This is a genomic window from Arthrobacter sp. H35-D1, assembly GCF_030063185.1.
Classification (GTDB): Bacteria; Actinomycetota; Actinomycetes; order Actinomycetales; family Micrococcaceae; genus Specibacter.
Map to the genome: position 1 here is coordinate 25,956 of NZ_JASISP010000022.1, position 21,401 is coordinate 47,356.

The 21,401-nt window shown below is 60.9% G+C and carries 22 protein-coding genes; 8 read left to right on the plus strand and 14 right to left on the minus strand.

The annotated features are described in order from the left end of the window. Nucleotides 1-358 precede the first annotated feature (358 nt). Complete coding sequence (locus QMG25_RS16805; protein WP_283462180.1) at nt 359-1,015, plus strand: SDR family NAD(P)-dependent oxidoreductase; 657 nt, start codon at nt 359-361, stop codon at nt 1,013-1,015. 123 nt (nt 1,016-1,138) lie between these two features. Here QMG25_RS16805 and QMG25_RS16810 read toward each other — a convergent pair whose 3' ends face one another. After that, the gene (locus tag QMG25_RS16810) at nt 1,139-2,395 is read right to left on the minus strand and encodes a phospholipase D-like domain-containing protein (RefSeq protein WP_283462181.1); all 1,257 of its coding nucleotides are present in this window, start codon (nt 2,393-2,395) and stop codon (nt 1,139-1,141) included. A gap of 149 nt (nt 2,396-2,544) precedes the next feature. Here QMG25_RS16810 and QMG25_RS16815 point away from each other — a divergent pair, with 149 nt between their 5' ends. Next, nucleotides 2,545-3,489 carry an alpha/beta hydrolase gene (locus QMG25_RS16815; protein WP_283462182.1) on the plus strand — a complete coding sequence of 315 codons (945 nt, stop codon included), beginning with the start codon at nt 2,545-2,547 and terminating at the stop codon, nt 3,487-3,489. Between the two features lie 162 nt (nt 3,490-3,651). Here QMG25_RS16815 and QMG25_RS16820 read toward each other — a convergent pair whose 3' ends face one another. After that, nucleotides 3,652-3,867, minus strand: a complete 216-nt coding sequence (locus QMG25_RS16820) for a hypothetical protein (protein ID WP_283462183.1) — start codon at nt 3,865-3,867, stop codon at nt 3,652-3,654. A gap of 285 nt (nt 3,868-4,152) precedes the next feature. On the opposite strand from QMG25_RS16820, the gene QMG25_RS16825 reads away from it, so the two are divergent. Beyond that, nucleotides 4,153-5,253: an FUSC family protein gene (locus QMG25_RS16825; protein WP_283462184.1), complete on the plus strand. Its 1,101-nt coding sequence runs from the start codon at nt 4,153-4,155 to the stop codon at nt 5,251-5,253. A 478-nt stretch (nt 5,254-5,731) separates the two neighbouring features. On the opposite strand, the gene QMG25_RS16830 is transcribed toward QMG25_RS16825, so the two are convergent. From QMG25_RS16830 to QMG25_RS16860, 7 genes are all read right to left on the minus strand, one after another. Beyond that, complete coding sequence (locus QMG25_RS16830) at nt 5,732-6,214, minus strand: pyridoxamine 5'-phosphate oxidase family protein (RefSeq protein WP_283462185.1); 483 nt, start codon at nt 6,212-6,214, stop codon at nt 5,732-5,734. 36 nt (nt 6,215-6,250) lie between these two features. Beyond that, a complete protein-coding gene (locus QMG25_RS16835; RefSeq protein WP_283462186.1) occupies nt 6,251-6,805 on the minus strand; it encodes a Dps family protein in 555 nt (184 codons plus the stop codon). A gap of 149 nt (nt 6,806-6,954) precedes the next feature. Next, nucleotides 6,955-7,698 (minus strand): glycosyltransferase family 2 protein, encoded by a 744-nt coding sequence (locus tag QMG25_RS16840; protein WP_283462187.1) that lies wholly within the window; start codon nt 7,696-7,698, stop codon nt 6,955-6,957. Beyond that, the gene (locus QMG25_RS16845) at nt 7,695-9,056 is read right to left on the minus strand and encodes a PIG-L family deacetylase (protein WP_283462189.1); all 1,362 of its coding nucleotides are present in this window, start codon (nt 9,054-9,056) and stop codon (nt 7,695-7,697) included. Before QMG25_RS16845 ends, QMG25_RS16840 begins: the two co-directional genes overlap by 4 nt. Then, a complete protein-coding gene (locus tag QMG25_RS16850) occupies nt 9,050-10,126 on the minus strand; it encodes an acyl-CoA dehydrogenase family protein (protein WP_283462190.1) in 1,077 nt (358 codons plus the stop codon). The genes QMG25_RS16845 and QMG25_RS16850 overlap by 7 nt, the downstream gene beginning before the upstream one ends. Nucleotides 10,127-10,223: 97 nt before the next feature. Next, nucleotides 10,224-10,529, minus strand: coding sequence for a hypothetical protein (locus QMG25_RS16855; protein ID WP_283462191.1), 306 nt, complete (start codon nt 10,527-10,529; stop codon nt 10,224-10,226). A gap of 99 nt (nt 10,530-10,628) precedes the next feature. Further along, nucleotides 10,629-10,967: a hypothetical protein gene (locus QMG25_RS16860; protein ID WP_283462193.1), complete on the minus strand. Its 339-nt coding sequence runs from the start codon at nt 10,965-10,967 to the stop codon at nt 10,629-10,631. Between the two features lie 357 nt (nt 10,968-11,324). Here QMG25_RS16860 and QMG25_RS16865 point away from each other — a divergent pair, with 357 nt between their 5' ends. Further along, nucleotides 11,325-12,203, plus strand: a complete 879-nt coding sequence (locus QMG25_RS16865) for a Rieske (2Fe-2S) protein (protein WP_283462195.1) — start codon at nt 11,325-11,327, stop codon at nt 12,201-12,203. 76 nt (nt 12,204-12,279) lie between these two features. Continuing rightward, entirely contained in the window at nt 12,280-12,771 is a 492-nt protein-coding gene (locus QMG25_RS16870; RefSeq protein WP_283462196.1) for a DUF6328 family protein, read from the plus strand. Between the two features lie 167 nt (nt 12,772-12,938). On the opposite strand, the gene QMG25_RS16875 is transcribed toward QMG25_RS16870, so the two are convergent. Next, nucleotides 12,939-13,412, minus strand: a complete 474-nt coding sequence (locus QMG25_RS16875) for a hypothetical protein (RefSeq protein WP_283462198.1) — start codon at nt 13,410-13,412, stop codon at nt 12,939-12,941. 125 nt (nt 13,413-13,537) lie between these two features. On the opposite strand from QMG25_RS16875, the gene QMG25_RS16880 reads away from it, so the two are divergent. After that, entirely contained in the window at nt 13,538-14,230 is a 693-nt protein-coding gene (locus QMG25_RS16880) for an SDR family NAD(P)-dependent oxidoreductase (RefSeq protein WP_283462199.1), read from the plus strand. 33 nt (nt 14,231-14,263) lie between these two features. Here the strand turns inward: QMG25_RS16880 and QMG25_RS16885 are convergent, their stop codons facing one another. From QMG25_RS16885 to QMG25_RS16900, 4 genes are all read right to left on the minus strand, one after another. Continuing rightward, nucleotides 14,264-14,881 (minus strand): SOUL family heme-binding protein, encoded by a 618-nt coding sequence (locus tag QMG25_RS16885; protein WP_283462200.1) that lies wholly within the window; start codon nt 14,879-14,881, stop codon nt 14,264-14,266. A gap of 64 nt (nt 14,882-14,945) precedes the next feature. Continuing rightward, nucleotides 14,946-15,764: an IclR family transcriptional regulator gene (locus tag QMG25_RS16890; protein ID WP_283462201.1), complete on the minus strand. Its 819-nt coding sequence runs from the start codon at nt 15,762-15,764 to the stop codon at nt 14,946-14,948. Nucleotides 15,765-15,885: 121 nt separating this feature from the next. Beyond that, nucleotides 15,886-17,145, minus strand: coding sequence for an aminopeptidase P family protein (locus tag QMG25_RS16895; protein ID WP_283462203.1), 1,260 nt, complete (start codon nt 17,143-17,145; stop codon nt 15,886-15,888). A gap of 62 nt (nt 17,146-17,207) precedes the next feature. Continuing rightward, nucleotides 17,208-18,587, minus strand: coding sequence for an MFS transporter (locus tag QMG25_RS16900; RefSeq protein WP_283462204.1), 1,380 nt, complete (start codon nt 18,585-18,587; stop codon nt 17,208-17,210). Nucleotides 18,588-18,818: 231 nt separating this feature from the next. Here QMG25_RS16900 and glyA point away from each other — a divergent pair, with 231 nt between their 5' ends. Both glyA and QMG25_RS16910 read left to right on the plus strand, forming a co-directional pair. Next, nucleotides 18,819-20,159: a serine hydroxymethyltransferase gene (gene glyA, locus QMG25_RS16905; RefSeq protein ID WP_283462205.1), complete on the plus strand. Its 1,341-nt coding sequence runs from the start codon at nt 18,819-18,821 to the stop codon at nt 20,157-20,159. After that, nucleotides 20,156-21,376, plus strand: coding sequence for a sarcosine oxidase subunit beta family protein (locus QMG25_RS16910; RefSeq protein WP_283462206.1), 1,221 nt, complete (start codon nt 20,156-20,158; stop codon nt 21,374-21,376). Before glyA ends, QMG25_RS16910 begins: the two co-directional genes overlap by 4 nt. Nucleotides 21,377-21,401: the final 25 nt, after the last annotated feature.

Below are 21,401 nucleotides of genomic sequence, written 5' to 3' on the forward strand. Positions count from 1 at the left end.
TGTGGATCAGACTATCCGGCCGTGTCAATGCTCACGGCGGAACCTTTTGGCCATGGGGAATAATCCACAGCACCACTACATATAGTTGTTTCTCAACACATTCCACACTTCATGTAGTGGTGTCAGGTAAGAAAACAATAAAATTAGACATCCCGAAATCTCGTTCACTGCCGATGAAGCGGACCTTCCATTACAGGGTTGACGATCTGCCCGCGGGGGCGTGATACTTTCAAGAAAGCGGCTCCGGTGCTGACGCCCACGTTCCAAAGTGCACCAGCATCGGGAGCCCCGGTTGGGGCGGGTCGCAACCGGCCGGCACGTGCCGGCCTTCAAAGAGAATTCACCGGAGGCAATCAAGTTGAGCAAGCCAGTAGTGGCAATCGTTGGAGCGGGTCCTGGAGTAAGTGCAGGCATAGCCCGAAAGTTTGGCGGAAACGGATTCACGCTCGTCCTGCTGGCAAGGACCAAGGAATCGCTGGAACGCCAAGTTGCCGAGTTGCGCAGCCAAGGGATGGATGCGCACGGGCTTGTCGCGGACGCAGCGGACAAAAAGAGCCTGACGGGAGCATTTGCCCAGCTGCACGCGGACTTCGGTGCCCCGGAAGTGCTGGTCTACAACGCCGGGGCCAACACCATCTGCAATCCCTCGGAGCTCGCTGAAGAGGACCTCCTGAGCGACTTCACCATCAACGTGGTGGGTGCGCTGACCGCCTCGCAGCTGGTCATCCCGGCGATGACTGAACGGGGCGCCGGAACCATTCTTTTCACCGGCGGCATGCTTGGCGTGCATCCCGTTGCCTCAAGGGCCTCGGCCTCCATTGCCAAGGCGGGCCTGCGCAACCTGGCCTTCACGTTGTCCGAGGAATTGGCTCCGCTGGGGATCAAGGTTGGAACCGTCACCATTGGCGGTGCCGTCAAGCCCGGGACCTTCTTTGACCCTGACCTGATTGCGGACTCGTTCTGGGAGCTGCACACAGGTGCGCGCCAGGGGGAAGTTCTCTACAAGCAGGACTAAGCAAGAGCCGGCTGGTTGGCCCCTCCGTGGGCGCGGCGATGGCAGGGCCCTGTCCCGGAACCGGCACCCAACAATGTGTCAGGGCGCAGGGCGCAGGGCGCAAGAAGTCCGCGAAGCCGGGTGTCAGAGGAGTGGGCGGAGGGGGACCAGCACGGTTTCACTGAACCGGGCGAACGGGGACCGATGCTGCCATTCGTCCATGGTCAGTACCTTGCAGTTCTTGCTGTCCACCTCGAATATTTCCTGCATGTCCGAGGCAAAGCCGTCGTCGTGTATTTCGAGATTGATCTCGTAGTTGCCCGTCAGGCTCAGCCTGTCGATGTTGGCGCTGCCCACAGTTGACCAGCTGCCGTCGATGGTGGCCGTCTTGGCGTGGATCATCGCATTCCGGTAGAGGAGGATGGTCACTCCATCCTCGAGTAGGGACCGGTAAAACCCTCGCGAGAGCCAGTCGGACAGGACGTGGTTTGAATCTTCGGGAAGGATGATCCGAACATCGACCCCGCGCCTGCTGGCAGCAAGCAACGCCTTGAGAATTTCCTGGTCCGGTATGAAGTAGGCCATGGTGACGAAAATATGGTCTTGGGCCCGGGCGATGGCATCCAGGTAGACGCCGCGGATGGGATAGACAAGATTCGACGGCGTGTTCTTGACCGCGCGGATCCGTGGTTCCCAAACCTCCGGGCTCGTGTGCGGAATCTTTGGGGTGTTGTGGGAGGCGGTCTCATCCCAGAAGTTCACGAACGCCTGGCGTAACTCCCATACGGAGGGCCCCACGAGGCGGAGGTGGGTGTCGCGCCATTCGGTGGCGTATAGGGACCCGATGTTGTAGCCCCCCACAAAGCCGATCTCGCCGTCCACGACGAGGAGCTTGCGATGGTCCAGCCCTGTGCTGCGCAGGGTTTTGGTGAGCAGCGAGGTGCGCACCACGGGGAAGCGGTAAACGTGGACGTCCGGGTGGAATCGGAAGAAGGAAGAGGGCACCACCAAGTTGGCGAAACCGTCGTAGATGACAAAAACCTTGACACCACGGTTGGCCGCTTCGTTGATCGCCTGCTTGAACTGTTCCCCGGTTTCGTCGTTCTTCCAGATGAAGGTTTCAAGCAGGATGCTGTCTTTGGCTTCGCGTATAGCCTGCAGCATGTCGCGGTAAAGGTCGGCGCCAAAGGTGTACGTAGTGACATCGGTGTCCGAGATTCTCTGCTCGAAAATGCCGGGGTGCGGGAAGCCCTTGCGTTTGCTCCGATCACGTTTTTTGACCATGTCCAGAACCACGAGTCCGGCGATTACCGCTCCTTGGACTGCTGCGAATGCCAACAACGAGCGGGTGATGGTTTTTCGAGCGAGGCCGGCAACGGGCACCGGGAGCAATTCATCCATTTGCAGAGTCTAGCTGTTGGCGGCATCCCGGAGCACGTTGCCGGGATTGTCCACACCACAGTCCTGACGATGCACGGTGGCCCCCAGCTCCAAATGAAAACTTGGCCAGCACCGAATGCATGGCATCAACGAGCTGCCAGCTTTGGAAAATGACCAGTCCGGAACGAGAACCCAGCGCCGCAAGCCCGCCCGGGGACGACCCAATCGCCAGCAGGCCAACTGTCAGCAGCGCCGACGTCGTACTGTTCCGGGCGGCCTGCATCTTGTCCGTGGTCGGCATGCTCGCGACCATTTTGGCCAGCGCGGTGTTCGCTCGCCGTTTCTGGTTGCGGCGGGCTGCCACGCACGCCGGGATCAAAGTCCTGCGGTGGATCGCGGTGGTGGCGTTTTCGGCAGTGCTGGCCATGGTTCTGTGGCTTGTCCCGTCCTCCGCGACGGAGCCGTCACTTGCAGCCATGGCCTCCGATGCTCAGGTTACTGTTACTGAGACATCGGATCAGATCGTCTTGGCACCGTCCGGGACACCTAGCTCGGTGGGGGTGTTTTTTCAGCCCGGAGCCCGCGTTGATGCCCGCGCTTATGTATCAACCCTCCGTCCGCTGGCCGAAGACGGCCACACCGTGGTCATCCCCAAACAGCCGTTCGGCATCGCCTTTCTTTCCACCGGTGCCTACAACACGGCACGAGCAGACCACTGCCCGGTTAATCGGTGGGTGGTGGGCGGCCATTCGCTGGGAGGAACCGTTGCAGCGATCGACGCACAATCATTTGCCACGGCATCTAGCGACGCCGTGGTGGGCCTACTGCTTTATGCTTCCTATCCGGCAACCGACATGAGCACGCTAACGGCGAAGGTACTCTCCATATCCGGCTCCAATGACAGATTGGCAACGCCGGAAAAGATTGCTGAATCGAAAACCATGCTGCCGGCCGGCACCACCTACAAGGTGATTGAAGGTGGAGTCCATGCAGATTTCGGCGACTACGGACCCCAAACCGGCGACGGGCAGCCGTCCATCAGCCCTGATGCTGCCCGCACGGAAATCACCGGCGCAACCCTGGAATTCGTGAATTCCTTAGGGCCGGTGTTGTGAAGCAAATTAGCTAGCGGCCAGTTTAACTGACAGAGCATCTCGGACTCCGGTTTAAGCGCTTGGCCCAGCGGAGTCCCCGGACGGGAGAGAATGGTGAAACAATCCGGGGACAACCTGGCAGCCCTTTGGTGTCCGAACTTGTTAAGCGCGGTGTGCGCCCAGTTACTTCTTCTCTTCGAGCTTCAGTGCAATTCCCACAGCGAAAAAGGTGGGCGCCCAGTGGCCAATGAAGATGCCCCAACGGTCCGACTGGGCTTTGGAGTGATTTTTCTTGCCGCGGCTGATCAGCCACGAGACCAGAGATAGCGCTATCGAGGCGAAACCGCCTACGTACGCGTACTCGCTCTTGATGCCTGCGTTATGCAATTGCTCAATCATGGGAACTCTTTTCCGTAGATGCGAATCACTTCCGACAGTCAGACTCTTTCACAGCTTTTGCCGAATCGAAAGGGTCTTTGACCCTTGGTGGCGAAACTGCGGTCTGCCACGGTCCGGGATACTGCCTAGGTCATGGCCCGGCAGGCGGCCGCCACGGAAGCTATTCGGTGTTGGCCCTTCACTTGACGAAGGAGGGTCCTCAGTTCATCCTTGGATGTGCCCATCACGTGATCGGCACTGTGCCAGTGGTCGAAGAAGAGTCAGGCTTTCAATGGATGTGACGCAGTGGAATCCCTGAAAATGTGGGCGAAGTCCACGGTCAACGGGCAACGGGTGCTCTTGGCGATCAAGGCTGCCTTGGCGGTGGGCATTGCGTGGTTTTTGGCACCACATATGCCCGGAGTGACCGAAAAGTATCCGTATTATGCGCCTTTGGGCGCGTTGGTCAGTATGTATCCCACGTTCATGGGCTCAGTGCGGACCAGTTTCCAGACACTGCTGGGTGTCTTGTTGGGGATTGCCGTGGCAGCTGGTGTGCTGTTGCTTGGCGACCCCAACATCCTCACCATCTCCCTTGCCGTGGGACTAGGCGTGCTGCTCTCAAGCTCCCCCCGCCTTGGACCTGGCCGCGAGTATGTGCCGGTGGCCACGTTGATGGTGCTCATTATTGACGGCCATACCGGAGTGGACGCGTTTTCCCTTGGGTATGCCGTACAAATGGGGATGGGCGTGCTGGTGGGTCTTACTGTCAATGTGACAATTTTCCCGCCCTTAAAGTTGGAGGATGCCCGAGTTGGAATTTCGCGTGGGCGGCGCGTTCTCGTAGACCAACTTGAGGACGTGGCCGCGGCACTGGTTGAACAATGGCCTCCTGAGCGTGATGCGTGGGCCGCCACGGGACACATATTGGAGAACTCCGTCGGCGAGATCCGTGCCGCCGTGTATGAAGCCAAGGAAAGCCATCAAGCCAATCCACGCGGTCTGCTGAAGTCACGGCATCGCGTTGTCAGTGAAGGGTTCGAGGACCTTGCCGTTTTGGAGATCGTCACCTTTCATATCCGGGACCTTTCGGAAGTTCTGGTGGCTGCCATCTGGGAGGGATCGTTGGATCTGGCCCTCGATGTCGAGTTGCGTGAGCCGTTGAGTGGCTGCCTCAAGGCGACCGCAAAAGTGGTGCGCGACTGGGATGAAAACCACGAGACGGTGGAGGCCCTGGCTGCCGCCCAGGAGAGCATGGGCGTCTTCACGGCTGCCGTGGCTGCCCGAGAAGGCTACGACGTCCCGTCGCTGGCTCCAGGCGTGGCGGTGGCGCTGGATCTGCAGCGTATTCTTGCTGCTCTCCAGCACCGGTTGGCGCCCGTAGCGCCCAGCGAAACCGAAGTATGAAGCGGACTTGGCTCAGGCTCTGCGGCCTGATCGCCGAGCTGACCGAAGAAGCATGTTCCGGCGGTGGCCCAACGGGCAAAGAGAAAAGCTTGGGATGCAAAGAAATTCTTTGCATCCCAAGCCTTTCTTGGAGAGGCTCCGACCAGTGCCGGGGGCTCTCCGCAACTCCTGGGAAGAGGCGTCCTAGATTGCTGAAACGATCCAGATGATCAAGGCAATGGCTACAAGGACTCCTACGATGGTCCAAATAAGGCTGCTACCGCGCATGTGAGTTGACTCCTGTTCTTTGTTGTTGCATCTCATTATGAATATAAGAGAAGAAGCTTAGCATAGCGGCAATGGCGCCAACTATGGGCTAAGCAACGTGCCGCGTGGGAAAATTCAATTCAAGTTCAGCTCTAGGGAAGCGGGTCGCACGGATTTGGAAGATTCATTTGTCATTGACTGTTGTCACTGGCTCCTGAATGGCTCGATGGCTTTAGAGATCCACCTTTTCGCTTTCTCCGGCATCGATTTGTTCACCTTTTAGGCGGGCTTTGGCCCATTCAAAAGCCATGGTGATCGCTCCGCCGGGGGAATTCCAAAACTGTGCCCCTGCGGGACGGACACGAATGAGTGCAAGCTCGGGCGAGTCGGGTCCGTCCGGGAAAAACGCGGCAGCAGCTTCGTTCCACAGCTCTCGGGCCTTGGGCTCACTGACGATCACTGCCGCTGAACCGTGCAGCGAGAGCCATTCCCCCTTGCCGCTGAAGGAAAGATTCACCGCTGCACCAGTACCAATTTCCGCCACTGGCGAACCAGTGGAGGACGTGAAGAACCACAGCTCCCCACTGTCTTCGGTCTTGATCACGGTCATGGGCCGGCTCAGGAGCGCATCGGTGGCCCCGTTGACGGTAAACATGCACACCGGGTTGTCGCCGATGATCTCGAATACTTTTTCGCTGTTGTCGCTCGCAGACATGAGTTCTATCCTTTCGTGGTGATTCAACTGCCGGGTTTACTTGCCTGCTTTGGTACCACTTGGTGTTTTTCCGGTCTCGTGGAGGTTGCCGGCATTATCTTCCAGATGGGCGCGCATGAACCATTGGAACAGTTCGAGCTGGGCAGTGTGGCCAATGAGCATGTCCTCCGTGATGGGATCCAGTTCTCCTGCAACGGAGATCGCCTCCCGTTGGCTGGAGACCACGCCGTCGTAGACGGAGTCGAGGGCGGCCAGATGCTCAGCCGTGCCGGCCCTGCCCAACGGATAGTCCTCCCAAGTGCGGGATTCAACCAGCGCTCCGGGCAGGCCGTTGGGTGAAACGCCCAAGGTGGCCATCCGCTCGGCCGTTTCGTCAATCATGGCCCGGACCAGCTCAATTTGCGGATCCAGCATTTGGTGGACACCAATGAAATCACGGCCGACCACATTCCAATGTGCGTGCTTGAGCGTCAGTTGAAGATCGTTGAGCGCATGGAGACGGTCCTGCAGGAGATCACCCACTTTGTGGCCCTCAGACAGCGACAGCCCAGGGACCGTGTATTTGGCGTTTGTTGCGTTCTTGGAAACCATGAATATCTCCTCACCTGCTTTGACGGATAAACTTCAACGTTCCGGTGGAACTAAGCACTGCGGACGTTGTGCCGATCATGTTAGCGCAAATTATTTGCAAGATGCCAGACAGTAGCAACAACCGAGCCGCAATTGTCCTTTCGGCCAACTCAGCGTGGCGCCGCCGATGTACCTGCCGGATCCACACGATCCCCGGGAACATCAAGCGTGGCCAAGAAGCCGGCGAACCCGCCCTCGACCCGCCCCTGCAGGCGGCCGGATGTACGAACTCGGCAGGCATCGGTGGCCTGGACCACGCTGCCCCGTGCCCGGGCAATCGCCACAAATTCACGATCTTCGTGCAAACCGATATCAGGGAACCCGCCCAGCGCAGTGAATATATCCGCCCTGAAACCCAAATTTGCGCCGTGCACGTGGGAATGTCCCTCTCGAAGCTCATGCCAAGCGTGCCATTGCACCAACCGGGAAGGGTCCAGTTCCGCCGGAAAGGGTTCCACTGTTCCCACCAGTACGTCCACGCCAGCCAAAGCCCGAGTATAGTGGTGTTCCAGCCAATCAACGGGCACAGCACTGTCTGCATCGGTGGTGGCGACCCACAACCGCGATGATGGCACGCCGGCGGCCGACAGTGCGGCGGCGATCCCTGCATTACGTGCTGCCCCCACCCTGCCGAACGAGACGGAGCGCACCCGGACTTGGGGGTGACGTGCCAAGAGCTCCGCCGATGTGTCGGTTGAACTGTCCAATACCACCGTGAGGGAGGTGCGGACGTGCGGAAACTTTAACGTCATGCGGCGCGTGGATTCCTCGAGGGCCGACAGTGACCTTGGCAGCAAAGCAGCCTCATTCCGGGAAGGAACGACGACGGCGATCTCATCTATGGCCGTGCTCACGGTTTCTCACGCAACTGAAAAACCTCGAGGCGGAAGTCCTCCTCAACGTAGGCGCCCATCGGTGCCAGCTGCTCATTTGCACGGAGCAACCTGTGGACGTCGTCGCCTCCAAGCGGCCATCCAGCAATGGGATGGCGCCAGTGGCACGCCACCAGGTGTGCATGCGGCAGCGCAGAAGCAGCCATGCTGGCCACTGCTTCAGACAGTTCTGCGGCCGTAAAGTAGTATCCGGTTTCGGAGAGCACGAATAAATCGAAGCGGCCCTGGGGCCAGCCAGCTGGCAGTGTGGCCAGGACAATGTCCACATTGCCTGCCGACGCCACCCTTTTGGTGGCAGTGGCAACAGCTTCGGCACTGGCATCGACCCCAGTTATTTGATCGCATCGGGGTGCCAGGTCGGCAGTCAACGCCCCTGTGGAGCAGCCGAGTTCCAAGGCTGAGCGGAACCGGTCATTCGGCAAGGATCCCAGCAGTAACGCACGCTTGCGCTGCTCGTACCATGAGGACGGGTCCCACGGCTCAGCGCCGTCGGCGTGGATGGAATCGAATTGGGTGGCCAACCACGTTGGCGAATTTTCTCCCGAGGGGGTGAAATGGCCAGCCACGTCAATGAATGTTTCAAAGCCGCGGTCGAAATGCGACAACAAGGCAGGGGACAAGAGTGTTTCGTCACCGACGGCGTCTGAGAGCGGCGCGACTTGACTGGCGTGACTGGATACTGCCGACCCCTTCACATCCTGTTCGGTTTCATCCATTTCGAACTTGCGCAGCGCAGGCCAGGCCATGTCATTGTGGGTGGGAGATCCCCAGTGCCACCACCAGATGGGGTATTCCAACAGCGTGCTGCCTGTCGCTGCAGCGGCTTTGGCTGCCGCTATGCCAGCGGCGTCGTGGTCTGTATGCCCATCGGCGGACCATGGCGCCACGATCAAGGTGGAGTGGCCACCAGGCTGCGCAGCTGCCGTGATTGCTTGCTCCAACGCGAAAAGATGCTCCGCTACTTGTCCGTCTGGCAGGCCCAAAACCATGTGTTGGGAGGCGGGGGCCAGTGTTTTCAGTGCATTTTCCAGTTCGATGCGACGGACCGCCGCAAGCTGCCCAGGTGTGTGGGTGGGGGAAGCTGGGTGTGAGTTCTCCCCCAAAGTGGCTACAAGAACCACTATGGGCACGTTGCGACTGGCCGCGCGCTGCAGAAGCCCTGCCGCGCCAAGGGTTTCGTCGTCGGGGTGGGCGGCGACCACCACAATCTTCCCCAGCGTGTCCCAGTCGAGATGCAGCAAAGGCATGTCGATAATGCGGGGACTGCTCAACCATTGCGCTTCGGCCGTGGACTCCTGATTGTGAGTGAAAACTACCATGGAGGCTCTCCAGCTCCCGCCGCCACAGCCGCAGCGAGCACAGCCTTGCCGTGCGCCGCAAGGGAACGTTCGGCATGGTCTTGGCGCAGGTAGAGCTCAAGATCAGCAACTCGCTGGGCATGTTCCGGTTCGAATACGAGCGGTTCCGGGCCCATGCCGTGGCCCGATAATGAAAGGATGGTCTCCGCCGTTGAGACGATGGTGGCCCTGACGCGTGCGGCGACGAGCGCAGGCATGTCAGCGCTGGGAGTATCTGAGGTGTCTGCTGCGATTGGGTCGGCTACGGTGGCCGCGGACTGAAACGCTGCCTTGGCCGACCAAAGCGCTTGATCTGCGCTACCTAAATGCCACAAGGCTATTTGATCCGGTTCACGCGACAGGCAATGTCGGTGGAGTCTCCGCGCCAGCGCCGTCGCGGCGCCGTGCCAGATGGCAGCCACCCCAACGCCGCCCCAAGCGAACCCAGGGCGTTGCGTGTACCAACCCGGTCCGCCCACGGCCGTGGCCGGAACATTTACCAGCGAGAGTCCCCGGCTTGGGACAGCTGGCAGACCGAGCGCAGCCCACGGCCGCCCGGTCGTGGCGACTCCGGGGTGGCGCAAGTCGATCGCGAACAACTGCATTCCAGCCTCGGTCCGTGCTGTGAGGAGGGCATGGCTGAGATCATCCGCAAGGGAACACCAAGGCTTGAGTCCATCGAGGCTCCAGCCGTCTCCCGCCGGCGTGGCCAGCAACTGCTGGCCGGGCCCCTGTGCTGCAAAGACGCCCCAAGTGGAGTCCGCCGGATACGCTCCGGTTTGGCCAGCTTGGTCAAGAATGGCCAAGGCATCCAAATGCGGCTCGATGATCCGAGCAGCCGTGAGGTTTGCGGCACCCAGCGTGGCCAATGCCTGCCACAGCTGCAAGGTATGCCCCTGCTGGGGGAGCGGTAGTTTACGTCCCAGCCCACGAGCAAGTTCGAGCAGGGCCGGAACGCGCCCGTTGCAGCTCCTCACCAACTCGTGGAGCTCGTTCAGAAAGACCGTGTGCTCCGGGTCTGCCGCGGTTCCAGTCGCAAGCCGTACACCCATGGATGCCGGAGCGTGGGGGAGTCCGTTTGCGGTTGTCGGAGGGTGAACCGTAGAGGACATTATGCCGCCTTCTGGGGATTATGGGATGGTTCGTGGACTAGGCCCCGGACGCTTCATCGTTGGGCTCGGAAGAAAACGACTCACGGCCGGAACGCGCCGCTTCTGCGTTGCCCTCTTCCACTGGAGCGTCGGTCGAAGGAGCCTCCAGTGGGTACTCGTCGCCCTTTTCTGCAGGTTCAGAACTCTCCCCGGATTCGGGACTGGATGAGCTGGAATCTTCCGTCTTCGACGGTGGCATTTCATCCTCCGGCGTCGGAGACCCGTAGCCGGATTCGGCCGGGACCGATGCTGGTTCGTTGCTGTTGGCGGGATCGTTGCTTGCTGCATCGTTGTCGTTGCTCATGAAATTCTCCTTGATCGCTGACGTGCTTGTGGGTGATTTGCCTGTGGGTGGCCTACTTCGCTCATGCGGACGCAGTGTCGGCTGTGTCCTTCTGCCACATCAGCTTGCGGGGCCGGATGGGAGGGCGCCGCCTTCGTCGGCCCAATCCTGGCCCAGGTCGTCATTCAACGCCGGGTCCGAGTCCACATCAGAGCGGGCGGGCTTCTGTGCAGAGGTAGTTGCGTTTCCCCCGGAGACTTTGCTGGCTAGTCGGGCTCCTAAATCTTTAGCTTCGCCCTTGATGGACTCTTCCAAATTCTGCACCGTTTCCTGAACTGGGTCCGTCTCCCAAACGGCACGGGCATTGTTCTTCAAGCTCTCATAGCCGCGGCGTCCCACCCGGGTGCCGACGACATAGCCAACGGCCAGTCCTGCCATGAAGATTAGCTTTGCTTTCATGAATATCTCTTTCTCTCAACGGGTACGGCGTTTCCCCGTGGGCGGCGGTGAAACTGTCACGAAAAAGACACGAAGCTCTGGATCCCAGCTCTCTCCCACGGGGTGCTAAATCCTACTGTAGCCATGATTGATGGCATTGAGTCGGAAATTTTACGAACCGTCGCTCGACGAACGAACGGAAACCTTGATTGATGCCGATATTTTAGTGAGGATAGAACCACGTTTCAGCGACGGGGGTTGGGCAAAGACGAATGCTAGCAAGGATGTCCAGAGGGACTGGCACCGGCGTGCATTCACCGGTAAATTGAATGTCAAAACCATGAGAAACGAAGCCACCGAAGTGGCGCGGAGGTTGGGATGCAGACCCTTTGGCCATTTCGGATGCTGGATGGACTGGAAAACGCGGAAATCTTCGACGGCGCTGTTAAGGCCCTGAGCCAGATGTTTCGCCGCACGATCCGGCCCGGGCCCGTCAAAGATGTACTGCACGGAGTGCCCACCGGACATCCCCTGCATCCGCTCGCAGTGCAAGTGCCGATTGGTGCTTGGACATCGGCAGTTCTCCTGGACTTTGTTCCCGGCGCTGACAAGGCATCGCGGGTGCTTATTGCCGTCGGACTTGTGAGCGCCGGTCCTGCGGTTGGATCGGGACTAGCGGACTGGGTGGAATTGCACCCCCAGCAGCAGCGTGTGGGGCTGGTGCACGCCGCCGCCAATGCCACCGGAGCACTTTTGTTCGCTACATCGCTGATACTGCGAAGCAGCAAACACAAGAGGGCAGGAACGATTGCTTCAGCGGCGGCACTGGCCATTGTCGCTGCGGGAGGAACGCTAGGAGGGCAAATAGCTTACCGCCAGGCAGCCGGTGCCAATCATGCTGAATCCGTACCTCATCTCGTCGCTCCCGGGTGGCATGCTTTGGGCGAGCTGGCGGACATTGCACCAGGTAGGCTCGAAAGGCGCTTGGTGGGAGACGTTCCGGTGGTGGTATGGCATGCCGCGAACGGGAACGTCACTGTCCTGTCCAACGAATGCTCGCACCTTTCCGGACCCTTGAGCGACGGCGAGGTCTTGAACCTCAACGGGGGCCCCTGCGTGGAGTGCCCTTGGCATCAGAGCCGGTTCTCGCTGGTCACGGGGCAGGTCATGGGAGGACCAGCCACTTCGCCGCAGGCGGTCTTTGAAACGAGAATCGTGGACGGTGTTCTTGAAGTTTGCCTCCCGAACGCCGGGTAGCATCGGCGGGTTTTACCAAGCGATGCGTCAGGCTGGGTATGCCAGATTCCGTCATTGTCAACCGAAAGCAGGATCCATGGAATCCCACAATGCCGAGGCCACATCGACCGGTCGCAATGAAACTCCCAACGAGCAACAGGATCGGAACTGGAACGACATTCTGCAGGAATTGCGAGTCATGCAAACCGGTGTCCAGATCATTGCCGGTTTCCTCTTGACCTTGCCATTTCAGCAGCGGTTTGATGACTTAAAACCCGCTGCAGTTGCCCTCTATCTGATTCTTGTTGTTCTGGCAGCCACGGCGACCTGCCTGATGCTCGTTCCCGTGGCTCTGCACCGACAGATGTTCAGGCTGCAACGAAAAAGCACGGTCGTGTCCACCGGCCACCTGGTGCTGAAGACCGTGTTGGTGCTGGTGGGCCTGCTCATCACGGGGACAACAACGCTGATCTACTACGTTGTAGTGGGTGGGACGGCCGGCGCCATTGTGGCTGGTGTTTTTTCTGCCGTTCTCGTCGGTGGCCTTTTCATCTACCCGAGGATCGTGAAGTACAACCAGGTGAAGTGAGCCAGGACGACGGGCAGCGGTCCTGCCGGATTGAGCGTCTGGAACGTCCCCCCGTGAAAATTAGTGTCCAGTCCGCTGGGACACGTTGCCGAGAATTCCCCGCGCCTGCGTGAATGCCCAAGGAATTCTCGGCGGCTTTGCCCTGTTCGGTTTACCCTGTCCAGGTTCTAGGACTTGGTGGGGCCAATATCTTCAACGTAGCTGTTGCCGGCATCATCGGTGTGGACAAGAAGCTCTGGAACTTCTTGGTGTTTCTTCGCCTGCTCGGCCCTTTCCGTGGGAGGGGCGTCAATAGCTGAACGTTCTGCATCGCCGAGCACGGCGCCCAAACCCTTGGAATCCTTTGTCGCTTCGCCGGCGGGGATGTGCTCACCTTGCCCCCGGGAGTTCTCTTCTTCCGGAACGAGGCCCTGGCCTGTTTCGGTTAGAGTTTGGGTTCCCTGACGCTGCCAGCTCACGCGGATGTTGACTGATCCGTCATCAAGAGTCTCCACTGCGGTGTGGATCTGCTCCTCGGGTGCGCCCATTTCGCGCAGCTTCTGCTGGTAGGAGCCAACGAGTACCTTTAGGGACTCGTCGGTCCACTCGCCTTCTTGCATTTTCGTGGATACTTCCACTGGCTGATTGTTGCTGGCATTCATTCCGGCCTCCTGTTGGGGGAAATCCTGTCTTTCCCTTCCGCTCAAAATACTACTGGCTGCGCGGCGACGGGCAGAGCTGGCACCTCGCCATTGTGGACGGACAGCTCCCTTGTTACGCTTCGGCCATGACTGACTTGCGCGATACCCATTTGCTCGTTGTTGGCGCCACAGGTGGCCTGGGGGCTGCCCTGTCCCGTCGCTTGGTCCAGGAGGGGGCGAGGCTAACGCTTGCGGGACGAAATGAGGATAAGCTCTCTGCCTTGGCCCGGGAGCTGGGCGAGGCCGTTGTTGCAACGGTTGCTGCCGACCTAAGCGTTCCGGATGGTCCAGCGGCCGTGGCTGCGGCAGCGGTGGCCGACGGCGGGCTCGATGGTGTGGTCTATGCGGCAGGCGTGGTGGCGTTCGGGCCGCTGGGCGAACTGGACGACGACACATTCGATGAGTTGTTGTTGCTGAACTTCGTTGCTCCGGTGCGGCTCTTGCGAAGTTTGCTGCCGCAGCTGAATCCGGGATCCGTGGTGGTGCACCTCAGTGCCGTGGTGGCAGAAACCCCGATGAAAGGGATGGCTGCGTACTCGGCGAGCAAGGCCGCCTTGACCGGTTTCGGCACCGCCATGGCCGCGGAACTACGCCGGCAGAAAATACGCGTTCTCGATGTGCGCCCGCCGCACACGCAAACCGGTCTCCACACGCGCCCCATCTCGGGAACGCCCCCAAATCTGCCCGAGGGCTTGAACCCTGACGCCGTGGCAAGCCGGATAGTGGCAGCCATCGCCGACGACGAAGCCAGTCTTCCTTCCTCTGCCTTTGGGGCGTGACCCTATAAGGCACAACAGAAACTTTTGCAGGGTTCAGTGATCGGTCGGTGCGGAAGGGCTGTCGTCGAGATCAAGGATGATCTCGTTGCGGCGCAGGAACCAGGGTTTGATGGGTGGATCGAACCTGGCAAAACGTGGTGCGCCAACGCTGTAGAGTCCCGCTGCACCCAAAGCCTTTTCCAGCGTGTCCAGATGCCGTTGGTAGCTTTCATTGCTCCACCGGCCGCTGAAGGAGATGACCGCAGCCAGACTTTCGGGAACTGCCCGCAGAACAACCAGGGAATTGGTGGGCAAGGGCGCGGTGTCGATCGTGAAGTCTGCAGGCAGGACAAAAGCCACCCGGAATCTTCGAACCTGGGTGCCGACGGCCGTCTCGTCGGCTCCCCGCACCACTTCCCCCTGCTGCACGACAGGGGCTGTCATCTGAATCTTCTCCGACGCAGCATCCTGGACCACTGGTGCCGTCATGGCGACTTTCTTGCTTGAGCGGTTCTCACCGCCTAGGTAGGCAAAAAGGTAGCGGAATGCCTTGTTTCCGGCCTCTTCAAAGGAACCCTCGACGACGACCTCGGCCAGCAGGTGTTCGGGATAGCGGCGAACCTGGAAATCGGCATACTTGTGAACAATCCGGTACGGCTGTTGTTCGGTCATGACACCACGCTACGCCCGCCCGCGTGCCTGCGCCATGGAACGTGGATCACAATGGAAACGTGGATCACCGGGTTGCTGCGCCGCCAAGCCTGACGGTGACGATGCCGGCGCACTGTTTGCAGGCCTCGCCCAAGGTCTGCAGCCGTTCCGGGGACACCCGGAAGCGCGGCGCCGGGATCAGGACGGCGGCCACAGGGTCGCCGCGATGGTCGTAAACGGGGGCGGCAACGCCCACTTCGTCCAACGAGGACTCGCCGTAGTTTGTGGCATAGCCGCGCTTGGCGACGTCGGCGAGTCGCAGTAGATAAGCCTCGAGTCCGGCGTCGTCGAGGCTGGCGAACTGGATGGCGCCGCTGAGCAAGAGCTCGCGCACCCGGGCTTCGGGTTCCAACGCGAGAAAGATCTGCACTGAGGCGCTCATGGCATCCCGGTAGCGGGCCCCCAAAGGGGCGGTGTGCTTGACCTGCTGGGGGCTGGGAATCTGTTCCACGCACATGGACTCGCGGCCGTTCCACACCATCAACGCACTGGTCTCGGCGGTACGCTCGGTCAGTTGCTGCAAGGACGGGTACGCCACACGTCGCTCGTCCAGTTCGGCCAGCAAGGGGCCCGCCACCGCGATCAGGCCCAGCCCCAACTTGTACCGACGCGAGGCGGTATCCCGTTCGACGAGTTCCTCCTGCTCCAAGGTGGCCAGAATCCGCGACACCGTGCTCTTGTGCATGCCCACACGCTGGGCAATCTCCGTGACACCCAGCATCGGCTCCGCGGCGGAAAAGCAGCGCAGCACCGCGATGGCGTTGACAATGACGGAGGTGCCGCGGGCATCGGTGGTGCCATTGCCGGCGTCGGACTTGCCTGTTGGAGTGCTCATGGAGACCATCTTTCCCTATGCGGGCGTTAAAGCAGGGTGCTGTGACGGCCTGACCGGCCGCCACAGCACCCTTGCTTGATTCCCAGCCGGCTTCCGGCTGGTCCCTGCCCGTTTGCTGCCTTGCTGCTTGTTACCTTGCTTCGATGATGTTGTGCTCGGGGCCGAACCCGAACTTCGTGATGTTCTCGGCGCCGTCCTCGCCGACCACCAGGATGTCATGCTCGCGGTAGCCGCCGGCGCCGGGTTGGCCGTCCATTACCGTGATCATCGGCTCCATGGAAACCACCATGCCCGGCTCCAGGACGGTGTCGATGTCTTCGCGCAGTTCCAGTCCGGCTTCGCGGCCGTAGTAGTGGGACAGGACGCCGAAGGAGTGGCCGTAGCCGAACGTGCGGTTCGCGAGCAGGCCGCGGTCCACGTAGATCTCGTTCAGCTCGGCGGCGATGTCCTTGCAGACTGCGCCGGGCTTGATGAGCTCCAGTCCGCGGCGGTGGACTTCGACGTTGACGTTCCACAGTTCCAGGGAGCGGGCATCCGGCTCGCCTAGGAACAAGGTGCGCTCCAGTGCGGTGTAGTAGCCGCTGGTCATGGGGAAGCAGTTCAGCGACAGGATGTCGTGTTCGGCCAGCTTGCGCGTGGTGGCCCAGTTGTGGGCGCCGTCGGTGTTGATGCCGGACTGGAACCACACCCAAGTGTCGCGGATTTCCGAGTCGGGGAACGTGCGGGCAATCTCGTGCACCATGGCCTCGGTGCCGATGAGGGCCACCTCGTATTCGGTGATGCCGACCTTGATGGCGTTGCGGATCGCTTCGCCGCCCATGTCGCCAATGCGGGCGCTGTGCTTGATGACGGCGATTTCCTCCTCGGACTTGATCATGCGCTGGCGCATGGCGGACTGGGCAACGTCGACCAGGGTGGCGCCGGCGAAGGCGTCCTGGATCTTGTTGCGGTTGTCCAGCGGCAGGGTGTCGTCTTCAACGCCGAGACGGCGGACGGAGACTCCGCGGGTGCGCAACGATTCCTGGATGGCGAAGATGAAGTTGTCGCGGCGCCAGTCCGTGTACACGATGTTTTCGCCGTAGCTGCGGCGCCAGGGCATGCCGGCGTCGATGTTGGCGGTGACGGTGACGGTGTCGTTGGGTGTGACCACCATGGCGTAGGACCGGCCAAAGTAGGTGAAAAGGAAGTCTGAGTAGTACTTGATCGAGTGGTAGCTGGTCAGGACGACGGCGTCGAGGTCCTTCGCTGCCATGATCTCCCGCAGGCCGGCAATGCGTCGTTCCAGCTCGGCGTCGGAGAAGGTCAGCTGCACCTTTTCTCCGTTGTGCAGCACCTTCAGCCGCTCCAGCTCGGATACGGAGGTTGCGGTGGTGGGAAGGCTGATGCTCATTGTTGCTCCTTGGTGATGTTGCGTGTGAAAAATTGCGAAGTAAGTTGGGAGGGTCGGTGCGGCTATTTGGTGCGGAGGGGTGCCTTGGACGTTTCCTTGGCGAGGGACACCGCGATGAGGGAGACGATGGCGGCTGCCATCAGGTACCAGCCTGGGGCTAGATCGGAGCCGGTCACATCGATCAGCAGGGTCGAGACGAAGAGCGCGGTGCCGCCGAAGAGTGCGTTGGAGAGGTTGAAGCTGACGGCGAAGCCGCTGTAGCGAATCTTGGTGGGGAACAGTTCGGCCAGGAAGCTGGGCAAGGTGCCGTCGTTGAGGGTCAACATGGCACCCAGCAGGATCTGCACCATGAGGATGACAAAGAAGCTGCCTGTGGACAGGAGCATGAAGGCCGGCACTGTCAGCAGCACGAAGAGCGTCGATGCGGTGATCAAGACCCGCTTCCGGCCGAACCTGTCCGAGGCCAAGCCCGTGAGGAAGATGAAACCGATGTAGGTGGCGAGCGCCACGGTGGTGGCCAGGAAGGACAATGAAGCGTCCAGTCCCACGACTTCGCTGAGGTAGGTGGGCATGTAGCTGAGGATTACGTAGAAGCCGACGGCGTTCAGCACCACCGCTCCGACGGCGATCAACAGTGTGCGCCAGTGATCGCGGAACAGGGCCATGACGGGAGCCTTGATGGCCTCGTCTTCTTTCTCCATGGCCAAAAAGGCGGGGGTGTCCTCCAGCTTGACGCGAATGTAGCGTCCGATCAGGCCCATGGGTGCGGCGAGCAGGAACGGCAGGCGCCAGCCCCAGGAATTCAACTGGTCAGGGGTCATGGAAACGGAGAGCAGCAGAGCGATCAACGAGCCCAGCAGCAGACCGGTGGCTGTGCTGGCCGGCACGACGGCGGCATAGAGGCCGCGACGGTTCGGCGGGGCGTACTCGACGAGGAACGCTGAGGCGCCAGCGTATTCTCCGGCCGCCGAGAAGCCTTGGACGAGGCGGATGATCAGCAGCAAAATAGGGGCCCAGATACCAATGATGTTGTAGTCCGGGATCAGCGCGATGGCGAAGGTGGCCGCGGACATAATCAAAATCGACAAGGACAGCGCATTTTTGCGACCGACGCGGTCGCCGATGTGGCCCCAGATAAATCCGCCGAGGGGGCGGACGAAGAAGGAAACGGCGAAAAGGCCAAAAGTCAGCAACAGGGCAGTCTGCTTGTCGGCCGTCGGGAAGAACACGTGGGAGATGGTGACTGCAAGGTAACCGTAAACGGCGTAGTCAAACCATTCAACAAAGTTGCCGATGAAGCTGGCGGCTACTACTTTTCGCAGGGTCCTCTTGTCGGGGCCGGTGCCGTCGCCCGGTCGCTGCTGGCCGCTCAAGGTTAAGTTTCCAGCTGCTTTCGGCACCATTGCCGACCATCCGGAACCTGGGAGGTTGCTATTTGTCATGGAATCCACCAAAAAGTTTGGGGTTGCGTCTTACGCAACGCTGTTGCATCAGACTATGTGTGGGCTGAGTCACTGTCAACGGTTTGCCGGTAGGAAGTTTCAGAAATTGATGAACCCAACGCCATGAGGAACAAGTTATCCGGCGGCCTATTGACCCAGGTCACATTTCGCCCTAGTGTTTCATTCATTGCAACTGAGTTGCATTGAAAGCGACTAGACGAAGGAACTACGATGACGTCCATCCTTGAGGGCTCCCTGGCAGCAGTCGACAGCGAAGTCGATGCAGCCATCGCCGCCGAACTCCAGCGCCAGCAATCCACGCTGGAAATGATCGCCTCCGAAAATTTTGCACCCCAGTCCGTGATGGAAGCCCAGGGCTCCGTGCTGACCAACAAGTATGCAGAGGGGCTGCCGGGCAAGCGCTACTACGGCGGCTGTGAACACGTGGACGTGATTGAGCAGCTTGCCATCGATCGGGTGAAGGCGCTGTTCGGTGCCGAGGCCGCCAACGTCCAGCCCCACTCCGGAGCGCAGGCCAACGCCGCGGCCATGTTTGCGCTGCTGGATCCCGGCGACACCATCCTGGGCCTGGACTTGGCCCACGGCGGCCACCTGACGCACGGCATGCGGATCAACTTCTCCGGCAAGCTGTACAACGTGGTCCCCTACCATGTGAACGAAACAGACATGAAAGTGGACATGGCCGAGGTGGAGGCGCTCGCCGTCGAACACCAGCCGAAGCTGATTGTGGCCGGCTGGTCCGCCTACACGGCCCAGCTGGACTTTGCCGAGTTCCGCCGCATCGCCGACCTGGTGGGTGCCTACCTCATGGTGGACATGGCCCACTTCGCCGGGCTGGTGGCCGCCGGGCTGCACCCCAACCCGGTGCCGTACGCGGACATCGTCACCACCACCACGCACAAAACCCTGGGCGGACCGCGCGGCGGCGTCATCCTCAGCACGCAGGCGCTGGCCCGCAAAATCAACAGCGCAGTGTTCCCCGGCCAGCAGGGCGGACCGCTGGAACACGTGATTGCCGCCAAGGCCGTGTCCTTCAAGATCGCCGCCACCGAAGGTTTCAAGGACCGTCAGAAACGCACTCTCGAAGGCGCCAAGATTCTGGCCGAGCGCTTGCTCGCCGCGGATGTTGGCGAACACGGGATCTCCGTGGTGGGCGGCGGCACCGACGTGCACCTGGTCCTGGTGGACTTGCGCAACTCTGACCTTGACGGCCAGCAGGGTGAAGACCGGCTGCACAGGATCGGCATCACGGTCAACCGCAACGCCGTCCCGTTCGATCCCCGTCCGCCGATGGTCTCCTCCGGGCTGCGCATCGGCACCCCGGCCCTGGCCACGCGCGGCTTCGGAGCTGCCGAGTTCACCGAAGTTGCTGACATCATCGCCGAGGCCATCAAGGGCGAACTCAGCGAAGAGGCAGCCGTCCTGCTGCGCGACCGTGTCACGGTGCTGGCGGAGAAGTTCCCCCTGTACCCCAAGCTCTCCGGCCCCACCCTTGCAAGCACCGGTCTTTCCAACGCCGCCGTAACCACCCCGAACGGAGACAGCCAGTGAGCACCGAACACCTGCCCGAACACCCGGAATTCCTGTGGCGCAACCCGGACCCCAAAAAGTCCTACGACGCCGTGATCGTCGGCGGCGGCGGGCACGGGCTGGCCACCGCCTACTTCCTGGCCAAGAACCACGGCATGCGCAACATCGCCATCCTGGAAAAGGGGTGGCTGGCCGGCGGCAACATGGCCCGCAACACCACCATCATCCGCTCGAACTACCTGTGGGATGAAAGTGCCGCCATGTACGAGCACTCCCTGAAGCTGTGGGAGATCCTGCCGGAAGAGCTCGAGTACGACTTCCTGTTCAGCCAGCGCGGCGTCATGAACTTGGCCCACACCCTGGGCGACGTGCGTGAAAGCGTGCGCCGCGTGGGCGCCAACCAGCTCAACGGGGTCGACGCCGAATGGCTGGACCCGAAGCAGGTCAAGGAACTGTGCCCTATCCTGAACATCAATGACAACATCCGCTACCCGGTGATGGGCGCCACCTACCAGCCGCGGGCCGGCATCGCCAAGCACGACCACGTGGCCTGGGCCTTTGCCCGCAAGTGCGACGAGATGGGTGTTGACATCATCCAGAACTGCGAAGTGACCGGCTTCGTCAAGGACGGCAACAAGGTCACGGGGGTCAAAACGACCCGGGGCACCATCAACACCGAAAAGGTGGGCTTGTGCGCCGCCGGCTACACCTCGGTGCTGGCCGAGATGGCAGGGTTCCGCATTCCCATCCAGTCGCACCCGCTGCAGGCGCTGGTCTCGGAACTGCACGAACCCGTCCATCCCACGGTGGTCATGTCCAACCACGTGCACGTCTACGTCTCACAGGCCCACAAGGGTGAGCTGGTCATGGGGGCCGGTGTGGACTCCTACAACGGTTACGGCCAGCGCGGGTCTTTCCACGTGATCGAGGAGCAGATGGCAGCCGCCGTGGAGCTGTTCCCGATCTTTGCCAGGGCACACGTGTTGCGCACCTGGGGCGGCGTGGTGGACACCACCATGGACGCCTCGCCCATTGTGGGGGCCACTCCCGTGGAGAACATGTTCGTGAACTGTGGTTGGGGGACCGGCGGATTCAAGGGCACACCCGCCGCCGGGTTGACGTTCGCGCACACCATCGCCACCGGCTCACCGCACGCCTTGAACAAGCCCTTTGGGATGGAGCGGTTTGAAACAGGCGCCCTCATCGACGAGCACGGCGCCGCAGCAGTCGCCCACTAAAACCGGCCCCACCACATTAGAGAAG